Origin of the sequence: Staphylococcus nepalensis, from assembly GCF_002442935.1 — a bacterium.
GTDB classification, from domain to species: domain Bacteria; phylum Bacillota; class Bacilli; order Staphylococcales; family Staphylococcaceae; genus Staphylococcus; species Staphylococcus nepalensis.
On sequence record NZ_CP017466.1, the window covers coordinates 234,842 to 257,249 of the forward strand.

The window sequence follows — 22,408 nt, forward strand, 5'->3', positions numbered from 1 at the left end:
TAAAAATTTCTCAAAGGATCACAAATTGATGTGATCCTTTTTGCGTTTTTCTACGAATATTTTGTAATTACTTTTTTTATAAAAATACTAAACGTTTTAATTAATTTAGCAAATTATTAAATAAGGTGGGGGAGAACAATGAAAATAACTATTAAAGAAGTTTTATTAAGTATTGGAAAAAACGCATCAAAAACTTCTGAAAGTGTAAAGTTAGATACCAACAAAGTTTGTAAAAAGATCACTTCAATGTATCAAGATATAGACCCAGAAACTATTTTTATATTAAAAGACTCAAAGAATGCAACTTATTATATGCAACAAGCTTACGAAATGAAGCCTCTATTTATAATTACAGATGCACACCCGTCTAAACTTAAACATTTTGAATTGAATATACCTATCGTTTATGTCGATGATTTCCCTAAAGTTGCTAATAACTTGGTAAAATTATTTTATAATCCAGCTATAAAAGGGATGAAATTTATTGCTGTCACAGGGACTAATGGTAAGACTACGACGAGCCACATGATTGGTAATTTACTAACACAACTTGGCGAAAAAGTTGCTATTATCGGAACAATGGGCGTATATGATTGTTATTATCATAAACTTAATTTCAATCATACAACGCAGACCACACCGATGTATTTTGAAATGGCTGAGATCATAAATTATTTTTATAATAAAAACTATGATTATATTGTTTACGAAGCTACATCTATAGCATTAGACCAAAGACGGGCAGATTTTATTCAAAATGATTTAGCAGTTTTTACGAATTTTAGCCCTGAACATTTAGAATATCATGGTAGTATAAGCAATTATTTAAATGCCAAATTAAGATTAGATGACTTGAGCTTATCCAATTTAGTTAATTTAGATACAAAATCATATCACAGTATTGTAAAAGACCAGTTCCATTTTTCAAGTCATCCATCGGCCTATTATCATTATCATATGGAGAATGATTTAATTAATATCGTTATTAATCAAAAACAATATACAGTTAAACCACGTTTTCAAGGGGGACATAACTACATTAATTTGGCTGCAAGTATATTTGCTTTGCATAAATTGAATTTCGATATTCAAAAGATAGTTGAAGCTGCAATGGTAATTGAATCGCCGTTACATCGCTTTCAAATTATTAAAATAAATAATTATGTGATTATTTTAGATTTTGCGCATACTTCTTTAGCAATCAAAGAATCGATTAACAATGCTTTGAAATATAGTGAAAGTATAGAAAGAAATTTGAATGTTATGGTCACAGGTATTGGGCTTAGAGGGCTCGATAAAGTAGAAAGAACGATATCAAATGTGCCTGATGGTATTAATAAATTAATGCTTGCTGCTGAACAAGTAGGGTATGTAGAGCCTAAAACAATTATTAATATGATGGTTAAACATTTACCTTCAAGTTATAAGGTGAATGATGTTTTAAAAGGTGTTTCTCGAAAAGAAGGGATAAAAGAACTTTTATACGCAACAGATAAGGAAAAAGAAATTATTTTACTTACAGGCATTAATGAGCCGCAAAATTATAAAGGTAAAAAATATGAGCATGATGATGAGCAGTATATTAAAACATTATTATAGAGGTAAGGTATAAATGGTTTATTTTTAAAAAGGAGTATTATGTTTAAAAGAGGCTGAGGCAAACGATGTTTCAGCCTTTAACATTGTATTGGCAGATGGTGGCTAAAATGGAAATGTAAAGTCCTCAACAGTCTTAGCATTCGTATGCTTTATTCCTAGTGGGAGAACGAAGCCATTTTATAAAAATACGATTTCTGTTCCGCTTCCTTTTATGCTTGCTTAATGTGATGTTATGAAAACGGTATACTTTTTAAAATATAATTAAAAAGCACCCTAAAAGTGGATTTATTAAATCCAACTTTTAGGGTGCATATTAACTAAGATTCGTTAAATTAGCTAATCATCACTTTCATCAGATAGCCTTGGTCGTCAAAGAAAGCTTTGTACATACCATTGTTTGTTTCATAAGCCATATATGAACCATTATCTGTTTTGCCCTCATCAGTCATGTGGTTAGACATATGTGCTTTTTTGAACATGTCTTTACTTACTGTATTCGGTTTTGTATCAAAAGTAATGTGAACGACTTGGCCGTCTTTATTCATATCTACCATTGTACTATCAACTTTTTTACTAGAATCAACCGTTTTATCAGATGCGGCTGTATTAACTTTATAACCATCAATCATCACGTTGTCGTATTTTAGTGCTCTTACAAAGTTATAGTCTTGAGTAAATTGGCCATCATAAATTGTATAGCCATTATAGTTGTAATAAGGCATCATAGTTTCTTGAGCCATATGATCCATGCCCCTGTCGTTTTGATTCATGTTACCTTTCATGTCATGGTTCATGCCCATATCGTTTTGATTCATGTTACCGTTCATATCATGATCCATGCCTATATCGTTTTGATTCATGTTACCGTTCATGTCATGATTCATGCCCATATCGTTTTGATTCATGTTACCGTTCATGTCATGGTTCATGTTCATGTCGTTTTGATTCATATCGCCATGCATATCTTGGTTCATGTTCATACCTTCGTTCGCTTGCGCTGTACTACTTGCACCTAACAATAAACCTGTAGCTATTGCTGATGATGAAAATAATAATAATTTATTATTCATAAACTTTCGCCCCTTTTTATATTTAATGATCAATTTCGAATCGCCTGAAAACAAGTAACAAATTAACGTATCATCACATTCACTTTGTACGTAAGGCCCCCTTTTTATGCTATTCACTAATATATACGTATGTTTAACGTGATAAGTTCACTTTTTTATAAAAAAATTTCGTGAAATTAAAACATGCTTTTAGTGTGAGCTTCTTTGAATTAAAGTCATGAATCATAACGCTATCAATACTATTTTAATAACTCATTACTAAAAAATTGGTAATCACGAAGTCTGCTTCACCCTGTAATCCATTTTTATTTAATGAAAAAGCAATGGTAACACAAGGATGAATATGTACACTTAATACAAAAAAGAGCGTAGCTTGATTAGAGAAACAATTATATTAATAGGAGATTTTTATAGCATAACCAAATGTATTAACAAAATAAGCAGACATATATAAGTGTGAATATACATTAATAATTTAATTTGACACACGAAACAATATTTTGTAGATTATAAATAATACGAAATATTGTTTTAAAGAGGTGATGGTTATTAGAAATACTTTAATATTATTGGAATCATCGTTAACGAATTTGAATCCATCGGAATATAGGGTGGCGCAATATGTTATAGATCACCCGCATGAAACAATCAATAGTTCAATACAACATCTAGCAAACCTAACAAATGTCAGTGAAGCGACGATTGTTAGGTTATCTAAAAAAATTAAATGTAAGGGTTTTCGAGATTTGAAAATGAAAATTGCAATGGAACTTAATAACGCCAACGAAAGAGGCCCTGATTATGATGAATTAAACATGAACTATTCAAAAGAAAGTGTGATTAATAGCATTTCTCAAAGTAACATTAAATCTATAAAAAATACTGCTCAAATTTTATCACCTGAGGAACTAGAGCAAGCAATATTAATATTAAATAAAGCTAGGAAAATTTGTGTTTTTGGTATTGGAGCTTCATCTATTATCGCAGAAGATTTGAAACAGAAGTTAACACGTATTGATAAATGGTGCGAGGTTGGTAAGAGCTACGATGAACAAGCGACATTGAGTGCTAATTTAACGAATGAAGATGTTGTCATTGCCATTTCGAACACGGGGCAAACAGAAGATATGATACAGTCTCTGTCATTAGCTCGTGACAAAGGCTCGCAAATTATTTCTATAACTAAATATAGTAAGAATTACATAGCTGATTTAGCAAATATTAATTTGTTTTTTAGTTCTGTAGAAAAGCCAGTGAGGAGTGCAGCTATGAGTTCACGCATCGCAATGTTAAATGTTATAGATATTTTATTTATATCATTAGCTAGTAGAAATTATGAAAGGTATACGAAGTTGTTAGAGAACACACGACAAGCAGTTAAAGTTAAAAAAAGAAAATATTAGAGGAGTGTATTGATATGAAAGTATTAATGGTTTGTTCAGGTGGTATGTCTAGTTCTATGATTGTTGACGCTGTAAAGAAAGAAGCAGAAAAAGAAAATTTTAATTTAGAAATTAAAGCAGTTGGAACGGAAACATTTGAAAATCAAATAATTGACTATGATTTAGGTTTAGTAGCGCCTCAAGTGAGACATCGATTAGATAAATTCAAAGAGGTGGGAGCAGCGGCAAATAAACCTGTAGATGTCATAGATCCAATGGGATATACGCCAATAGGGGCGCCTAAGATTTTAAAGCAAATACAAACGTATGCATAAGCGCTAAGCTAAATAAGTGAACAAAGGGTGTATGTTATGCAGAAATTTTTGAAATGGATTGAAAAAGTATTGATGCCACCCATGGCTAAAGCATCCGAACAGAGACATTTGACCTCTATTCGCGATGGTATTATTGCAACACTACCTTTAATTATTGTTGGTTCATTTTTTACTTTATTTGCATCGCCACCGATACCTGCTTTGGAAAAATTAGTAGAACCACATGCTGAAAAAATAATGATAGCCAATAGGATGACGTTAGGATTAATGGCAGTTTATGCTGCGTTTTCAATGGGGTATAGTCTGGCGAAATCCTATAAAATGGATGGGCAGGCAGGCGGCTTACTTTCACTTGCCGCATTTCTAATGATGACTTTACCGGTTAATTTGGATGATAAATTACCTCAAAGGGATGCAATGGGTTACGTGTTACCTATGGCTGACTTAGGTGGATCCGGGTTGTTTGTAGCGATTATATCAATGATATTTGCTGTTGAAATGATGCGTTTAGTAGTGAAATCAGGTTTTACAATTAAAATGCCAGACCAAGTACCGGGATCAGTTGCACGTTCTTTTGAATCTTTGGTACCTGCGATAGTGATTATCGTTATATCTTGGTTTGTAAGAGTCATATTAAATATAGATTTAAATGCGATTATTAATAAAATTTTTGAACCATTAGGCAATTTTGCGGGTGACAGTTTATTAGGCGCTTTAATCCCAGTATTCTTCATAGTGCTTTTATGGTCAGCTGGTATACATGGCGTGGCTGTCATGGGTGCAGTATTCCAACCCATTTGGTTTTCTTTATTAGACCAAAATATCGATGCTAAAGCTGCAGGTGAGCCGTTACCACATATTATTGTTGAACCATTTTTCCAATGGTTTGTATGGATAGGCGGGGCAGGCGCAACACTTAGTTTGTGTATATTGATGATATTTTCAAAATCAGAATATTTGAAGAAGGTCGGTCGCTTCTCCATTATACCCAGCATATTTAATATTAACGAACCACTTATATTTGGTGCGCCATTAGTAATGAATCCGATTCTTGCTTTACCATTTATAGGCATTCCACTGATTTTAACAACGATTACTTATTTTGTATTTAAGTTAGGTTTGATTGCAAAGATTACAATATTAGCACCGTGGACGTTACCCGGACCCTTGGGTGCATTATTTGCCACAAACGGTGATTGGCGAGCCCTTGTGTTGGTAGTATTTAACCTTATAGTAGCAGTTATCATTTATTATCCATTCTTCAAAATGTATGAACGTAAAATGATAGAACAAGAACAAGGTAACATAAACGATCCGTTAAACGATGATTAAATGAGATGGGGGATTAGATGAGCGAGCAAAATGAACAATCTATATTCGAAATCATTTCACATGGTGGAAATGCAAGAAGCTTAGCATATGAAGCGCTTGATGCGGCAACAGAATTTAATTTTGAACAAGCCAACCAATTTATGGAACAAGCGAAGCAAGAAATGAGTAAAGCACATAATATACAAACAGAGCTTATACAATCTGAAATAAATGGTGACAAAGTAGAAACATCGTTATTAATGATTCATGCTCAAGATCACTTGATGACAGCCATTAGTGAGAAAAATTTAATTGAAAAAATGATTGTTTTATATAAAAAATTAGAAGAGAAGTGTTGATATGATACGATTTGTTTATATTATATTATTGTTTTTTCTTGTATTTTGCTGCTACAAAATAGCTCATTTTATAGTAAACAAATTCAATTTTAATAGATGGGTATTACTTGTAGCGATTCCATTTATCATTGTTGTCCCAGTATTGATATTTGAAAAGATTAATATATTGGGGTGGGGCGCTATGTTGTTTTTATTAATATTTGCAAGTATTCTCTTTTTTGAAAAATCACGTGTACTTATTGATAAACGACAAATGAGAGGCATTTTGTATAAATCAGATAAGGAGTAAATGTATATGCATAAATTAGGAATATCAGTTTATCCGACACAATCTTGTTTAGAAGAAATGATTCATTATATTGAATTAAGTGCGAAATATGGGTTTAAACGTGTATTCACAAATTTATTATCAGTAAAAAATGATGATGAAGCGGTATTTCAAAAGTTTAAATCAGTTGTTAGAGTTGCTACAGAAAACAATATGATAGTTATTGCAGATATTAATCATAAAGTGTTTAAAGATTTGAATTTAACGCCTAAAGATTTATCCTTTTTTAAATCATTAGGTGTATCAGGCATACGCGTGGACGCTGGGTTTTCAGCCCAAGAAATAGCACAAATGAGTTATAACCAAGAGCATATGTTTGTAGAATTAAATATCAGTGTGAGCGCAACTTTTATTGAAGATGTCTTAAGTTATAAACCCAATTTGAACCAACTTATAGGTTGCCATAACTTTTATCCTCAAACATACACTGGTTTATCTTACAACCGTTTGATAACTACGAGCGAGTCTTATAAAAAAAATGCTATTAAAACTGCAGCTTTTGTGACTTCACAAGAAGGAAAGATAGGGCCGTGGAAGATTATGGAAGGTTTGCCTACTTTAGAAAGCCATAGAAATTTACTTACAACAGTACAAGCCAAGCATTTATTAATGACAAATGTAATAGATGATTTATTGATTGGTAACGCATTTGCTTCTGAATCAGAATTGCGAGCGCTCTCAGAAATTAATTTGACTATGCCTAGCTTTGATGTTTATTTGAGTAATGATATTACGTCATTAGATAGAAAAGTCATCGAAAAAGAATTTCATTTTAACCGAGGGGATGTATCAGACTACGTGATACGTTCAACTATGAGTCGTGTGCATTATAAAAATGAAGATTTCCCTCCAAATAGTACAAACCAAATTGTTAAAGGAGATATTATGATTTGTAATGACGCATACGGGCATTACAAAGGTGAAATGCAAATCGCATTACAAGATATGGTAAACAAAGGTTATAAAAATGTCATAGGCCATGTTAGAAAAGAAGAGCATTTTTTATTAGATTTACTTGAACCTTGGCAACCATTTGAATTAAAAGTAATATCTTAAAAACCATGTCATTGAATTACGAACGATGTCACAAAAGGATACAGAGCAGTTGCCTGTTTAAAGCTTACCGATTATATTACGAATTGTTAAAAGGAAAGCAACAAAGTATGATTTAAAAAATAGGAAACGCATTTACTGCAGGAGAGAGGTTAGTCTACCCACCATTGAAGCAAAGGATTGGGAGCTACGGTACTCGCCAATCCTTTTTAGTATAACAAATCATCTTAGGTTTTTATTTGTATAATGGCTATTGAGGGCATTCATAGGGGTTAAAGTCGAGTGGCATAGGGGTAGCGAATCCTAGCATCACAAAGTCTTCGTCGCCTGTATTGGTCATACCATGGGCATCGCCTGGAAATGATACAAATATATCACCTGCTTGGATGGTTTTTTGATTATTATTGTTTGTGAAAAATGTACCTTTGCCTTGGAGAACCATCCAAACATCATCTGCATCTTTGTGTGTGTGACAAGGCAATGTTTGACCTGGTTTTAGACACCAAACAGCACCGGCTGAATGTGTTGATTCATAGAATATTGTTTTTTTCGCTGCTTCATCAGAAAAATGTTGTAAATCATTAATTTTAAAAAAACGGTTAGATGTGTGTAACATAGCTTTCACTCCTGTCAGTTCACAATATAATTGGGTGTTTCACCGCTAAGTTGTTTCACTACGTTTGTCGCTGCAATATCAGCCATCATATCTCTTGCTTCAAAAGTTGCATTACCAATGTGTGGTGTAATGACTACATTTTTCATTGATTTAAGCGCTTCTGTTATTTGTGGTTCGAATTCAAATACATCCAGTGCAGCACCTTCAATCACGCCTTCTTTAAGTGCTTTGACTAATTCGGCCTCATAAACAATTGGCCCTCTAGATGCATTGATTAAGTATGAAGTTGGTTTCATTTTTTGAATCGCTTGGTAATCAATCATATGCTTTAATTGTTCATTATACGAACAATTTATAGTTACAAAATCTGAACGTTCTAAAAGTGCATCGAGTGTGACGTATTCAGCATTTAATTCAGCTTCTTTATCTTTATAGCGATTTGGCCCTGTGTAAAGCACACTCATATCAAACCCTTTAGCACGTCTTGCAACTGCCATACCGATTTCTCCTAAGCCGATAATACCAATTGTTTTACCTGATACTTCACGTCCTCTAAAGAATAAAGGGGACCAACCATTGAATCCTTCGTTACGGCAAAGTTGATCGCCTTCAGGAATACGGCGAGCGACAGCCAATAAAACGCCCATCGTTAAATCTGCTGTTGCATTTGTGGAAGCAATCGGTGTATTCGTAACATCAATATGGCGTTCACGGGCAGCTTGGATGTCAATGTTATTAAAACCAGCACCATAGTTAGCTATGATTTTTAGTTTTGGCGCCGATTCAATGACTTTTCGGCTCACGTTAGTAGACAATAAAGTGATTAATGCATCTGCATCTTGAACTTTTTGAATTAATAATGCTTCAGAAATTAACGTTTTACCTGTGTACATATCAACCTCAAAATGTTTTTCAAGTTGACTAAGTCCCATTTCAGGGATTGCGCCTGCGATAAAAACCTTTTTCATAAAAATAGTCTCCTTTTATTATGTGAAAATATTCACAATATTTATCTTAAGTGTAGCATCTATCTAGTGATTAGGTATGTCTAAAATGATGAACTCAAAGTTTCGTTTTGTATAAAACAAACAAATTTTATGAGATATGTATCGGGAGCAGGCATTTCACTCATTAAGCACTGGGTACAAGATAGCACACCTATTTCTAAAGAAGATCTGATTGATCATTTTTATAATCTAATGAATAATGGGACAACTAGTATGATTAAAAAATAAAATATATTAATAGAGCGTCTTACTACAACGATTAAACGCTTGAAAAATAACTTGAAAAAACGCTGTATACATTTATACAGCGTTTTTTATGATGATTATGAGTGGAAGGCAATCTATCTAGCTAATGGTTATACTGTTTAATTCTTTTAGTGTTTGACTTGTTCTAGACTCAATTAGAACCGGCACAGTGTATTACAGAATGCCGATGAGTTTCATCCAAAGAGATCCTAAACCAATCCATATAATAAAATAAACGATACCTAAGATAAAATTCATTGTCCACCAACGTTTTTGGCTTATATAACCAGCCGCGTATAATATTGGCGCAGGTCCACTACTATAATGTGTTGTCGAAGCCAATAGATTACCGAAGAAACCTAACATGAGCGCACTGTATAACGGTGGCGCACCGGCTGCAATAGCAACGCCTAACAGTGCAGCGTACATTGCGCTAACATGAGCAGTAGCGCTAGCAAATAGATAATGTGAATAGAAATAGAAAATGAGTAACATAACCAGTACGATTGGCCAACTAAAGCCACCTAAACTTGTTGCAATCAGTTTACTTAACCATGGAATAAAGCCTAGTTTATTTAATTGATCAGCCATTAATACAAGTACTGAGAACCAGATTAATGTATTCCATGCACCTGTTTCATTTAAAATATCTTTCCAGTTTAATACGCCAGTAACGAGTAATAATGATAGTGCGATAAATGCAGTCAATGTAGCATCAATTTGAATTAGGCTGCCTGTAACCCAAAGCGTCAATGCTATGATAAAGATGACAATCATAAATTTTTCTGGCATTGAGATTTTGCCCATTTTAGTTAACTCATTATCTGCCCAATTTTTAGCGTTAGGCGTTTGTTTAATACTTGGTGGGTATATTTTATAAATAATGAATGGAACAATAATGAGAGAAAGTAATCCAGGGACTAGGGCAGCTAAAAACCAATTCATCCATGTTATATGTACTTGAGCAGTACTTTCTGCAAGGTTTTGAGCGAGGGGATTACCAGCCATAGCAGTTAAAAACATTGCAGCAGTAATTAAATTACCTTGAAATTCTGTGAAAATTAGAAACGCGCCCATTTTTCGCTCAGATCCTTGCTTAGGGTCTGAACCAAATGATTCTGATAGAGATTTAATAATTGGAAACATAATACCACCCGCACGGGCCGTATTGCTTGGTGTAGCAGGGGCTAATATAAGATCGACACCTACAAGCGCATAGGCGAGACCTAATGTTTTTTTACCAAATCGTTTCACAAATCTTAGAGCGATGCGACGTCCTAGTCCTGTTTTTACAAAGCCTCTTGAGATAAAAAAGGCTATGACAATAAGCCAAATGCTATTATTACCAAACCCTTGCACAGCCGTTTTTATATCGGCAACACCAGTCAACACCATAAAAGTAAAACCTAATATGGATACAGCACCAATTGGCATAGGTTGCGTAATACAAGCGATAATAGTTGATACAAAAATAGCAAACATATACCAAGCTTGTATGCTTAATGATTCTGGCTTAAGGGGGGTCAGCGCCCAAATCAGTATACCGATGACAAGGGGGAGAATGAATTTGCGGTATCTTATTGAATTTTGCATATTGAACTTTCCTTCTTTCTACACAGATTACTCATTACAATTATCAATCTACCCTTATAAAAAAGTGCTGTAAAGAAAAAGAATGGAAAAAAATTATATATTTAGCAATAATTTTTTTAATGATCAACGCAAACGTGTATTTACAAAAAAGAGCTATGAAATATTTCTTATGGCAATGTGAAAAATATAATATTTAAAGTAACTATTCACATTTTGTTTAAATTAATATATTCTTTAAAATATAATATATATCAAATTTTATGAGGTGAGTATATGAATAAATTTTCAAAATATGTTGTGACATTTTCACTGTCAGCGGTATTTTCAGTTGCTGCGCCACTCTCTACATACACATCAATTGCTAACGCTAGTGGGGGCAGTGCACCGGTCGTTGAACAACAGGATCAGCAGCAAGAAAAAGTGAATTTAGGTACTGAAAATACGATGGCTGTTTCATGGTATCAAAATTCCGCTGAAGCAAAAGCATTGTATTTGCAAGGGTATAACAGCGCCCAAGTCCAATTAGATAAAGAAATTAAAAAGAATAAAGGGGATCATAAACTTGCAATCGCATTAGATTTAGATGAAACAGTTTTAGATAATTCTCCTTATCAAGGTTATGCATCCTTAAATAACAAAGTACATCCAGAAGGTTGGCACGAGTGGGTAGAAGCTGCAACAGCGAAACCTGTATATGGTGCAAAGGAATTTCTAAAATACGCTGATCAAAAAGGGATAGCTATTTATTATATTTCTGATAGAGACCAAGACAAAGATTTTAAAGCGACACAAAAGAATTTAAAAGCGCAGGGTATTCCACAAGCAACAGAAGATCATATTTTGTTAAAAGGTAAAAATGATAAAAGTAAAGAATCACGTAGACAAGCAGTAGAAAAAGACCATAAGTTAGTTATGTTATTTGGTGATAACTTGTTAGATTTTGGAGAACCTAAAAAACCTACTGCTGAAGAACGTGAAAAATTTGTGCAAAAACACAAAGACGAATTTGGTAAGAAATACATTATTTTCCCAAATCCTATGTATGGTAGTTGGGAAGGCACATTGTATAATAACGACTTTGATATTAGCGATGAACAAAAAGACGCATTAAGAAAAGAATCTATTAAACAGTTTAACCCATCCACAGGCGAAGTAGAATAATAAAGAGAGACAATGGAAACACGTTACATGGTATGGCCTTTATTGGATTAAACGAAAACTAGCTTGATCCATTTTAGGATAGAGATAGAATAAGCATAGATTGAAGAAGTAAGATTGAAAACCAACGGGGCAGTATTCAGATGCCTGAGTTCACTATAGTCAATTAATGAAAACAACTGATTATATGAGTTTAAAATGAACGAAGTGTTTCACGTGAAAAAATAAAATATATAAAAAAGTCTATTGACATGCTGTTTCGAACTATGCCAATAGACTTTTAGGTTGAGAAGATTATTGTGCTGTATAACCGCCGTCAATAACGATGGCTTGACCTGTAACGCTTTTAGCTTTGTCACTGGCAATAAATACAGAGTAATCAGCTACTTCTTGTATATCAACTAGTTGTTTTTGAGGAATTAACGGAAATAGCACTTCATCCAATACTTGCTTGATACTGACATTTCTCGTTTTCGCAAGATCTTCCATCTGGCCACGCACGAGTGGCGTATCAATATAACCAGGGCATATTGCATTGACAGTAATGCCGTCTTGTGCGGTTTCTAAAGCAGTCACTTTTGTTAAACCTATAATACCATGTTTGGCACTGTTGTAAGCAGATTTGCCAGAAAAGCCGACAAGTCCATTAATAGAAGACATATTTAAGATACGCCCATATTGCTGATTTTTCATAATAGGTAGCACATATTTAGTCATAATAAAAGTGCCAACCAACATAATATCGATCATCTGTTTGAATTTATCAGTTGGAAAATCTTCTATATTTGCTACATGTTGCAAACCTGCATTATTGATTAATATATCAATACGGCCATAATGTTTTACAGTTTGATTTACTAATTTTTTAACATCTTCTTCATCGGAAACATCAGCTACAATACCTATACATTCAAAGTTTTTTGTTTGAAATGATTGAACGACATGGTCTAATTTATCTTGATCAATATCAGTAAACACGACTTTTGCACCTTCGTTTAAAAAGACTTTAGCAATTTCTAACCCGATGCCACTAGCGGATCCTGAAATCATTGCTACTTTATTTTTTAACATATCTATCCCTCCATCATTGTTTATAATGTTTAGTTTACATCTATAAAAATGATAAGTAAAATGAATAAATATAATCAAAGGTATAACTTTTAGTAATAGTGAAAGGGGGGAACAAACTTGGAAATACGCCAAATCAGTTATTTTTTAGAAGTTGCACAACAAGGTAGTTTTACCAAAGCATCTCAAACATTACATATTTCCCAGCCAGCGTTAAGTAAAACAATTAAGGCGTTTGAAACAGAACTTGGTGTCGAATTGTTAGACCGTACAGATAAACGTGTAAGACTGACTGATTCTGGAGAAATTGTTTATCAATATGGTAAACAAATACTTAATACAATTTCAACGTTAATTTCAAGTTTAGAAGATAATGCAATGCTTAAAAGCGGTCACATTAAAATGGGTTTGCCTTCCCTCATTGGAATTATGTTTTTCCCTAATATTATGAAGGGGTTTGCTTCAGCCTATCCAGGTATAACAGTGGCGTTAACAGAGGAGGGGACAAACAACGTAATTCATCTTGTAGATAAAGGAGATTTAGATTGCGGTATTGTGATGTTACCTGTGGACCAAAATGATTTTGATGTTATTCCATTGACTCAAGATAGATTGATGTTGTTTTTGCACAAGTCTCATGTACTTGCAAATCATTCTGAGATTTCAATGATGGATGTTAAAGATGAGCCCATGATTTTATTTACTGAAGACTTTACAATGCATGATCGTATTATTCAGGAATGTAATGATTTCGGTTTTCAACCGCATATTGCATATAAAAGTTCGCAATGGGATTTTATCAAAGATATGGTGGAGAATAACTTGGGGATTACTTTTTTTCCTGGCTCACTTAATCGCAAAATAAATAAAGAGAAAATCATTTCATTACCCATCACCGATCCTTATATACCTTGGAAAGTAGGTATTATTGTAAAAAAAGGCAGTCATCGTTCTTTTGCTACTCAAGCTTTGATTGATTATATATTAGATAGTGATCTTTAGATGTACTATAACTATGAGTTATAGCAATGATGACGATTATGTATTTAACAAATCGTTTGTTCAATCTTATAGTATTAATTGTTCAGAGATAGATTTGAATGAATACATGGGAGTGATAAACGATGGAAAAGACAAGATACCAACAAGGTATAGATAAATTAATGACATATACATCAGAAACAGGCACAACACATTTACAGATAGCTGAAAATCTTAAAGATATTGCACCAGATGTATCAAAATATATCATGGAATTCGCATACGGTGACATATACTCACGTAACGGGCTAACCAACCAACAGCGTGCATTGGTGACAGTATCATCGTTGATTACACAAGGTACGGAACCGCAATTGGAGTTACACATGAATACCGCATTGACGTCAGGGGTGACAGCAGAAGAACTTGTCGAAGTCATCACACAATTAATACCATATACTGGATTTCCACGTGTATTAAATGCCTTAACTGTAGCTAAAAAAGTGTTTGCGGACAGAGATATTTCCGTTGATACACGTAAAGTAGAACAATCCCAATCCTTATAATTGAACAGATGGATGACAATATATTACCTGCTATATTTAATAAACAGTTTATAATTAAATGATTGGAGAACATGTATATTATATTGCGAGTGTTGGGACGGTGTATGGTAAACTTTGGCCAAAATAAATAATATAATAGTATGACAAATGATTTTTAAAACGTTTTATAATATAAATGGGTTGTAACAACTGTATATATACATATAAAAATAGTTTGTTGTATAAAGCCAATAGGAGGGGTATGTAAAGCGTAGAGGAGCATACTTTCATCACTTTGATTACAGAAAAACAAAGCAAAACTCTAAATTTACAATATGGATAACTTTAATTATCACATTAATATTTATAGTAGTAATATTTATCGGTGGCATGGTTTCCAACATTTTAACGTTGATATTAGATTCATTTCATATGTTAAGTGACGTTTTAGCATTGAGCTTGTCTATGGTAGCTATTTATTTTGCGGCTGGAAAAATCAACTGTTCGCTTATCTTTGGCTTTCTGAGATTGAAAATACGAGCTGCTTTTTTGAATGTTTAGCACTAACCATGTTATCACCACAGAACACCCTCCTTTTGAGCGCTCATGTAGTGTTTGATAGCGCTTCTGAAGAGAAAGCATATGAAACCATATAATAATATATCTCGATTATTAGAGCATCAATATCACATGAAACATACCACGTTACAAATTGAGAATCTTAAATTTAATAGTCATTCCAAAAGTATTTTGAGAATTTGGAGAAATAAACGTTTAATATGGTATTTAAAACGATTACTTTTTAACAGATAACTACCCAAATAGTTATTAAGTGTAAAGATGGAAATGAGTTTAACGTTGCACTTATGTATGCGATTTGGGTATTTTTTATGGCATATCTTTCATTTTAATAAAAACGTACATCATCATAGTTTTAATTGATTAAAATAAACTATATAATTTTAAGCATTAACCAAGAAAGGTGTTTATGATGGGACAATATCATATTAAAAAACCATTAAACAATAATGTTATTATTTGTACACGTCAGCAAAAAGAAGTAGTAGTTATTGGCAAAGGTATCGGTTTTAATAAGAAACCTGGGATGGTCGTGGATGACGAAGCAATGATAGAAAAAATTTATGCATTGGAACATAAGACACAACAAGAACATTATAAAGCGCTCATTGAAGAAGCAGATGACGCTGTTATCCAAGCGGTTATTGATGCAATTAATATGATTACCAATTCAGATATAGAAATTGACGGTAATCATTTAGTTGTTTCACTAACAGATCATATTATATTTGCATATAAACGGTTGAAACAAAACCAATATATTAGTAATCCATTTACGATGGAAACCAAACACTTGTACCCTGAAGCATATAAAATATCCGCTTCAGTTATTCACCAACTTAATTCAGTGTTACCAATTCAATTCCCAGAAGACGAAATTGGTTTTATTGCATTACATATTGCGTCTAATATGGAAAATTTAACGATTAGCCAAATGAATCATATTAATGATTTAATTAGCAAATGCATTCAAATTATAGAGCATGATTTACATCAATCTATAGATATGTCATCTATACAATATCAACGCTTTATTAGGCATGTTCAATTCTTAATTAGAAGACTTAGTAAAGGCGAGACGATCAAGTCACAAACTGAATTTGAGAATATGTTGAAAGCGCATTACCCCTTGTGCTATAATATAGCGGTCAAGATAATGAAAATGATGCAAAAACAATTAGGTGTAACAGTATATGAAGCGGAAGTTGTATATCTGACACTTCATATCAACCACTTAACACAATAATAAATGAAGCACGTGTAACTGATTCGATCAGGCATGAGTACTTAGACCGAGCAAAAGCTCAGTTTATTTACTCATGCCTTTTTTTGTGTCTTTAAACTTGTTTTGACGCAAATACATAGAAACGCACATAAATTCATAGCTCAGTTTATGAAATAAATAGAGTTTCTTGAAAATGGAGGATTATACAGTATGTGGAAGAAATTTTTTGGTCAGCTGCAACGTATAGGTAAAGCACTCATGTTACCTGTTGCAATCTTGCCAGCTGCTGGTTTGTTATTAGCATTTGGTACGGTTTTACAAGGAGAAGTATTACAATCCTATATACCTTTTGTTAAAGCGGATGGTTTCCAACATGTAGCGCAAATGATGGAGGGCGCTGGTGTTGTTATTTTTGATAATTTGCCAATGATCTTTGCGTTAGGTGTGGCCATTGGTCTAGCTGGGGGCGATGGTGTAGCTGCAATCGCTGCGTTTGTTGGTTTTATGATTATGAATAAGACAATGGGCGCATTTTTAGGTATTACACCTGACAATGTCAATGACGCAGCAAGTGGGTATGCAAGCGTATTAGGTATTCCAACACTCCAAACAGGTGTCTTCGGTGGTATCATTATCGGCGCGCTTGCTGCATGGTGTTATAATAAATTCTATAATATTTCGTTACCGAGTTATTTAGGATTCTTTGCTGGTAAACGATTTGTACCCATTATGATGGCAACATGCGCGTTTATACTAGCGTTTCCAATGGCGTGGATTTGGCCAACGATTCAACATGGTTTAAATGCGTTTAGTGAAGGTTTATTAGATTCAAATACTGGTATAGCAGTGTTTTTATTTGGATTTATTAAACGTCTATTGATTCCATTTGGTTTACACCATATCTTCCATGCACCATTTTGGTTTGAATTTGGTAGCTTTAAAACTGCTGCAGGACAAATCATCCATGGGGACCAACGTATTTTTATTGCTCAAATTACTGAAAACGTGCCATTAACTGCTGGTAAATTTATGGGTGGAGAATTTCCAGTGATGATGTTCGGACTTCCAGCCGCAGCACTAGCGATTTATCACTCAGCAAAGAAAGAAAATCGTAAAGTAGTTGGTGGGCTGATGTTATCAGGTGCTTTAACTTCATTCTTAACAGGTATTACGGAGCCATTAGAATTCTCATTCTTATTTGTAGCACCACTTTTATTCTTTATTCATGCAGTTTTAGACGGATTTGGCTTCTTGATTATGTATGTGTTAAATGTTCATTTAGGTTATACATTCTCAGGTGGATTTATTGATTTCTTACTGCTGAATATTTTACCAAATAAGACAGCATGGTGGCTTGTCATTCCAGTAGGTATCGTTTATGCGTTTGCTTATTACTTTATATTTAGATTCATTATTAAAAAATTAAATTATAAAACACCCGGTAGAGAAGATAAAGAACTGCAAAGTAATACCGTATCAGTAAATGAGTTACCATTTAAAGTATTAGATGCAATGGGTGGTAATGCAAATATTAAACATCTTGATGCGTGCATTACACGTTTAAGAGTAGAAGTTAATGAAAAATCTAAAGTCGACGTGGAAGCGTTAAAACAATTAGGCGCTTCGGGCGTATTAGAAGTCGGTAATAATATGCAAGCTATTTTTGGGCCTAAATCAGATCAAATCAAACACGATATGGCACAAATTATGGCGGGTAACATTACCAGACCTGAAGAGACGACAATTGAAAATGAAGATACGAATCAAACAGTTGCTATTGAAGGGGAAACCATTTATGCGCCACTTAAGGGTCACGTAGTACCGTTAAGTGAAGTTCCTGACCAAGTATTTAGTGATAAATTAATGGGGGATGGTATTGCCATTTACCCTGAAAATGGGGAAGTTGTTGCACCATTCGATGGAACAGTAGAACTTGTATTCCCTACCAAACATGCGATAGGTTTAAAATCTGAAGCAGGTATAGAAGTATTAATTCATTTCGGTCTAGAAACGGTTGGATTAAAGGGAGAAGGTTTCGAAGTTCATGTAGAGTCAGGCGAAGAGATTACAAAAGGTCAAATGCTTATGACAGTTGATTTAGATTATATTAAAGCAAATGCGAAAAGCGATGTTACACCAGTTATTGTCACAAATTCTGGGGAACACGACATTAAATCATCACGTGATGGCACAGTCGATCTAGGCCAAGTTTTAATTAAATTATAATAATATAAGTAATCTGCTTAATACATGATAGATGTGTTGCACTAAATCCTATTTGGAGAAGGAAGTTAAAAACACTTTCGTTGAATTCATATTAAAATGAATTGGTACGAGAGTGTTTTTTATGAAAAGCGTTGCTTATTTATTAGAATTTAAAAGTAAGGTAATAGAAATTAAATGAGTAGTATACGCAAAAAATAAAATGACGGATTACTTAAATATTTAATTAGATATTCAAATATTACTTTTTTGAAAATAAATGTAAGCTTAAATAATATTAGATGTTTTATACATGGTAGTTTATAATATATAGGACATAATTATTAAATCATTCAAAATAAATAATTAATTTACTAGCATCGTAACATGAAACATAACGATTTAAGTAAATACAATAGTGAAAATGAGGGGAAAGCATGATTTATACAGTAACGAGTACATTGCCACCAGTGCATGGTGGCAGAACAAAAGCGTTATTAAGTCGTATTAAATTAATGGATACGGAATTAGGTATAACGAGTAAAATTTTTACGACAAATTACAATGCGAATTACCTATCAGTATATGAAAAATTCATTAATGAAGGAAAAGTAACGAAAAGTACAGAGTTTGAAAATTTATATGATTGGTTAAGTGGTTTTAATTTATTAACGACACCTAAAAAGAAATTTAAAAAAAATTTAAAATATCAAACAATGAATCGTGAAATTGAAGGCTTAGAAAATAAAAGCTATGATGATGGAAATGTTATGAGATATTACGATGATGAAAATTATGTATTATACAGAAAATACTACGAAGATAGTAATGTGATTAAATTTGAAGATTTTATGTCACCCATTAGTAAAAAAAGATTAGAACGTTGGGAATATAATGAATTTGGTCAATTGCATAGAAAGATTTACTACACCCATAAACCTTTTTTAAAATTATGCGAAGTGTATTTTGATACGAAGGGACATATATATTGTAAAAAGTATTTTGATACTGATACATTAAACTACATTCAAATTTATAAGGATAGCAGGCCTTATTTAGCTTTTAGTGATGAAAAAGCATTGATTGAATTTTATTTTGAACAACGTTTTAGTGATAACGATGTAGTGTTTAATGACGCAAGATTATTAGATGGGCCGTTGTTAAATCAAACGAACGCTACTAAAAACATTTTAGTTTTTCATAATAGTCATATAAATGGTAAACATATTAAAAATGCTTATAAATTTGCTTTAAACCATTCTGAAAAAGTAGAAAAATATATATTATTAACGGAAAAACAAAAAGAAGATATTTTAAATCAGCTATCTCTTGAACAAAATCGTTTGAATGTGATTCCGCACTCTATTAAATCTTATAAATCTCTTGACAAAGTAGAGAAATTAGATCGATTTATTTTCTTAGGCAGACTAGGGGCTCAAAAACAAATAGATCATTTAATCAAAGCTTATAAACAATTTTTAGATTATGGATATGAAACAAAATTAGCAATTTTTGGGCCAGATGAAGCGGGACAGAAAAAGAAAATGTTAGATTTAATCGAACAATTTGGTATTCAAGACAAAGTAGATATTAATGAATACACAAATAACCCTTTAATTGAGTTTCAAAAATCAAAAGCCTCACTTTTAACAAGCAAATTTGAAGGTTTTGGATTAACTGTAATGGAGAGTATTGAAGTTGGTTGTCCAGTAATTTCTTATGATGTTAGGTATGGGCCCTCAGAGATTATCGATCATAATAAAAACGGATTCTTGGTTGAACCTAATAACATTAAAGCATTTGCAGATTATATGGCTAAGATAATAGATAATCCACTCACTCATGTACACACAAGACCAGAACTAGGCCATGATAGAGCGATTCAAAATTATACAAAGCTTTTTCAAGACATCGGCTATACTAAATAAAAGCATTTTAATACAGTATAAACATATTAAACTCAATTATTTTGATTAGTAATTACTATCGATTAAAAGAAAACACTTTTCTGATATTGTCGTATTAAAAAATGTAAAATGATAGTATAAAGTAATAAATAATAGGGATGAAAATGAGGGAAAAGCATGATTTATACAGTGACAAGTACATTGCCGCCAGTACATGGTGGTAGAACGAAAGCGTTGTTAAGCCGTATTAAATTAATGGATACGGAATTAGGTATAACCAATAAAATTTTTACGACGAACTATAACGCAAATTATCCTTCAGTATATGAAAAATTCATTAATGAGGGAAAAGTAACCAAAAATACAGAGTTTGAAAATTTATATGATTGGTTGAGTGGTTTTAAACTATTAGAGACACCTAAAAAGAAATTTAAAAATCAACCAAAATATCAAACGACAAATCGTAAAATCAAAGGTTTAACGGATAAACCGTCAAAAAATGGAAGTGTCATACGCTATTTTAATGAAAATCAATTTGTACTTTATCGCAAATATTATCAGTCTAGTGATGTTCTACAATTTGAAGATTTTATGTCGCCAATTAGTGAAAAAAGATTAGAACGCTGGGAATATAATATGTTTGGTCAATTACATCGAAAAATCTATTATATACATAACCCGTTTGCAAAATCATACGAAGTATATTTTGACACACAGGAAAATGTATATTGTAAAAAGTTTTTTAAAAATGATAAAGATAACACGTTAGACTATATACAAATATACAACAATAGCAGACCTTATTTAGCTTTTAGTAATGAGAGGGATTTATTTAAATATTATTTTGGACAACGTTTTAATGATAACGACATCGTATTTAATGATGCAAGATTATTAGATAAACCATTATTAACGCAATCCAATGCTACGAAAAATATTCTAGTATTTCATAGTAGTCATCTAAATGGAGAAAAAATCAAAGGTTCTTATAGATTTGCACTAGAACACTCTGACAAAGTTGAAAAGTATATTATATTAACACATAAGCAAACCTATGATATCCAAAAAGAAACAGCGATTGATCAGCATCGTTTTGCAATTATACCCCATTCCATGGAGCCCTATCCGCGCGATAATGATATTGAGCAATTAAATAGATTTATCTATTTAGGACGGTTAGGTAAAGCTAAACAAATAGATCATTTAATTAAGGCATATAAACAGTTTTTAGACAATGGATATGATATGAAATTAGCAATATTTGGAAAAGATGAAGACGGGCAGAAAGAAGCATTGTTAGACTTAATCGAGCAATTTGGTATTCAAGATAAAGTAGAGATTAATGAATATACAAATACGCCTTTAAAAGAGTTCCAAAAATCAAAAGCTGCATTGTTAACAAGCAAATTTGAAGGGTTTGGGTTAACTGTAATGGAGAGTATTGAAGTTGGCTGTCCAGTAATTTCTTATGATGTGAGGTATGGGCCGTCAGAAATTATTAAACATGGGGAAAATGGTTATCTAGTTGAACCGGACGATATTACCGCCTTTACAGAATATATGGTGAAAACTGTAGAAGAGCCATTTGACCACGTTGAGACCAGATCAGAACTAAGTCATAAAAAAGCTGTAGAAAACTATAATAAACTATTTCAAGATATAGGGTATACTAAATAAATATTATAGACATTTTTTATAAAGTCTACTTATTAATAATTTAAACATTCAACTTAACAATTTGAATATATAACGTAAAAGCAGTTGCCATTCTCAAACTCAGGATGGTAACTGTTTTTTAGCATACAAGAGATTGGTATATTTTATGTCATTTTTGTGCTATTGCT

18 protein-coding genes and 1 pseudogene are annotated in these 22,408 nt (G+C 32.7%); 14 read left to right on the forward strand and 5 right to left on the reverse strand.

Translation table 11 applies throughout. The annotated features are described in order from the left end of the window. The first annotated feature begins 138 nt into the window (after window positions 1–138). Complete coding sequence (locus BJG89_RS01070; RefSeq protein WP_096808119.1) at window positions 139–1,599, forward strand: Mur ligase family protein; 1,461 nt, start codon at window positions 139–141, stop codon at window positions 1,597–1,599. Window positions 1,600–1,931: 332 nt separating this feature from the next. On the opposite strand, the gene isaB is transcribed toward BJG89_RS01070, so the two are convergent. Next, complete coding sequence (gene isaB / locus BJG89_RS01075) at window positions 1,932–2,669, reverse strand: immunodominant staphylococcal antigen IsaB family protein (protein WP_096808120.1); 738 nt, start codon at window positions 2,667–2,669, stop codon at window positions 1,932–1,934. 542 nt (window positions 2,670–3,211) lie between these two features. Here isaB and BJG89_RS01080 point away from each other — a divergent pair. The 5 genes from BJG89_RS01080 to BJG89_RS01105 all read left to right on the forward strand — a co-directional run bounded on the left by BJG89_RS01080 (window position 3,212) and on the right by BJG89_RS01105 (window position 7,440). Next, complete coding sequence (locus BJG89_RS01080; RefSeq protein ID WP_096808121.1) at window positions 3,212–4,072, forward strand: MurR/RpiR family transcriptional regulator; 861 nt, start codon at window positions 3,212–3,214, stop codon at window positions 4,070–4,072. A 14-nt stretch (window positions 4,073–4,086) separates the two neighbouring features. After that, on the forward strand, window positions 4,087–4,386 hold the full coding sequence (locus BJG89_RS01085; RefSeq protein ID WP_096808122.1) for a PTS sugar transporter subunit IIB: 300 nt from the start codon (window positions 4,087–4,089) through the stop codon (window positions 4,384–4,386). Window positions 4,387–4,422: 36 nt separating this feature from the next. Then, window positions 4,423–5,718 (forward strand): PTS sugar transporter subunit IIC, encoded by a 1,296-nt coding sequence (locus BJG89_RS01090; protein WP_096808123.1) that lies wholly within the window; start codon window positions 4,423–4,425, stop codon window positions 5,716–5,718. A gap of 17 nt (window positions 5,719–5,735) precedes the next feature. Then, complete coding sequence (locus tag BJG89_RS01095) at window positions 5,736–6,056, forward strand: PTS lactose/cellobiose transporter subunit IIA (RefSeq protein WP_096808124.1); 321 nt, start codon at window positions 5,736–5,738, stop codon at window positions 6,054–6,056. A gap of 295 nt (window positions 6,057–6,351) precedes the next feature. Next, on the forward strand, window positions 6,352–7,440 hold the full coding sequence (locus tag BJG89_RS01105; protein ID WP_096808126.1) for a DUF871 domain-containing protein: 1,089 nt from the start codon (window positions 6,352–6,354) through the stop codon (window positions 7,438–7,440). Window positions 7,441–7,687: 247 nt separating this feature from the next. On the opposite strand, the gene BJG89_RS01110 is transcribed toward BJG89_RS01105, so the two are convergent. The 3 genes from BJG89_RS01110 to BJG89_RS01120 form a co-directional block, all read right to left on the reverse strand. Beyond that, complete coding sequence (locus tag BJG89_RS01110; RefSeq protein WP_096808127.1) at window positions 7,688–8,053, reverse strand: cupin domain-containing protein; 366 nt, start codon at window positions 8,051–8,053, stop codon at window positions 7,688–7,690. 14 nt (window positions 8,054–8,067) lie between these two features. Further along, window positions 8,068–9,021 (reverse strand): NAD(P)-dependent oxidoreductase, encoded by a 954-nt coding sequence (locus BJG89_RS01115; protein ID WP_096808128.1) that lies wholly within the window; start codon window positions 9,019–9,021, stop codon window positions 8,068–8,070. 459 nt (window positions 9,022–9,480) lie between these two features. Beyond that, complete coding sequence (locus BJG89_RS01120) at window positions 9,481–10,899, reverse strand: anion permease (protein WP_096808129.1); 1,419 nt, start codon at window positions 10,897–10,899, stop codon at window positions 9,481–9,483. Window positions 10,900–11,172: 273 nt separating this feature from the next. Between BJG89_RS01120 and BJG89_RS01125 the strand changes: the two genes are divergently transcribed. Further along, complete coding sequence (locus BJG89_RS01125) at window positions 11,173–12,060, forward strand: 5'-nucleotidase, lipoprotein e(P4) family (RefSeq protein WP_096808130.1); 888 nt, start codon at window positions 11,173–11,175, stop codon at window positions 12,058–12,060. Window positions 12,061–12,351: 291 nt separating this feature from the next. Here BJG89_RS01125 and BJG89_RS01130 read toward each other — a convergent pair whose 3' ends face one another. Then, window positions 12,352–13,128 carry a 3-hydroxybutyrate dehydrogenase gene (locus tag BJG89_RS01130; RefSeq protein ID WP_096808131.1) on the reverse strand — a complete coding sequence of 259 codons (777 nt, stop codon included), beginning with the start codon at window positions 13,126–13,128 and terminating at the stop codon, window positions 12,352–12,354. Between the two features lie 117 nt (window positions 13,129–13,245). Between BJG89_RS01130 and BJG89_RS01135 the strand changes: the two genes are divergently transcribed. The 7 genes and pseudogenes from BJG89_RS01135 (at window position 13,246) to BJG89_RS01165 (ending at window position 22,241) form a co-directional block, all read left to right on the forward strand. After that, window positions 13,246–14,127, forward strand: coding sequence for a LysR family transcriptional regulator (locus BJG89_RS01135; RefSeq protein WP_096808132.1), 882 nt, complete (start codon window positions 13,246–13,248; stop codon window positions 14,125–14,127). Between the two features lie 122 nt (window positions 14,128–14,249). After that, window positions 14,250–14,672, forward strand: a complete 423-nt coding sequence (locus BJG89_RS01140; protein WP_096808133.1) for a carboxymuconolactone decarboxylase family protein — start codon at window positions 14,250–14,252, stop codon at window positions 14,670–14,672. A 252-nt stretch (window positions 14,673–14,924) separates the two neighbouring features. Further along, window positions 14,925–15,206, forward strand: a pseudogene (locus BJG89_RS01145) (cation efflux transmembrane domain-containing protein); the annotation flags it as partial. Between the two features lie 436 nt (window positions 15,207–15,642). Beyond that, on the forward strand, window positions 15,643–16,476 hold the full coding sequence (gene glcT / locus BJG89_RS01150) for a glucose PTS transporter transcription antiterminator GlcT (RefSeq protein ID WP_096808134.1): 834 nt from the start codon (window positions 15,643–15,645) through the stop codon (window positions 16,474–16,476). Window positions 16,477–16,665: 189 nt separating this feature from the next. Further along, window positions 16,666–18,681 (forward strand): glucose-specific PTS transporter subunit IIBC, encoded by a 2,016-nt coding sequence (ptsG, locus tag BJG89_RS01155; RefSeq protein ID WP_096808135.1) that lies wholly within the window; start codon window positions 16,666–16,668, stop codon window positions 18,679–18,681. Window positions 18,682–19,094: 413 nt separating this feature from the next. Further along, entirely contained in the window at window positions 19,095–20,585 is a 1,491-nt protein-coding gene (locus BJG89_RS01160) for a glycosyltransferase (RefSeq protein WP_096808136.1), read from the forward strand. A gap of 156 nt (window positions 20,586–20,741) precedes the next feature. Further along, a complete protein-coding gene (locus tag BJG89_RS01165; protein ID WP_096808137.1) occupies window positions 20,742–22,241 on the forward strand; it encodes a glycosyltransferase in 1,500 nt (499 codons plus the stop codon). Window positions 22,242–22,408 lie beyond the last annotated feature (167 nt).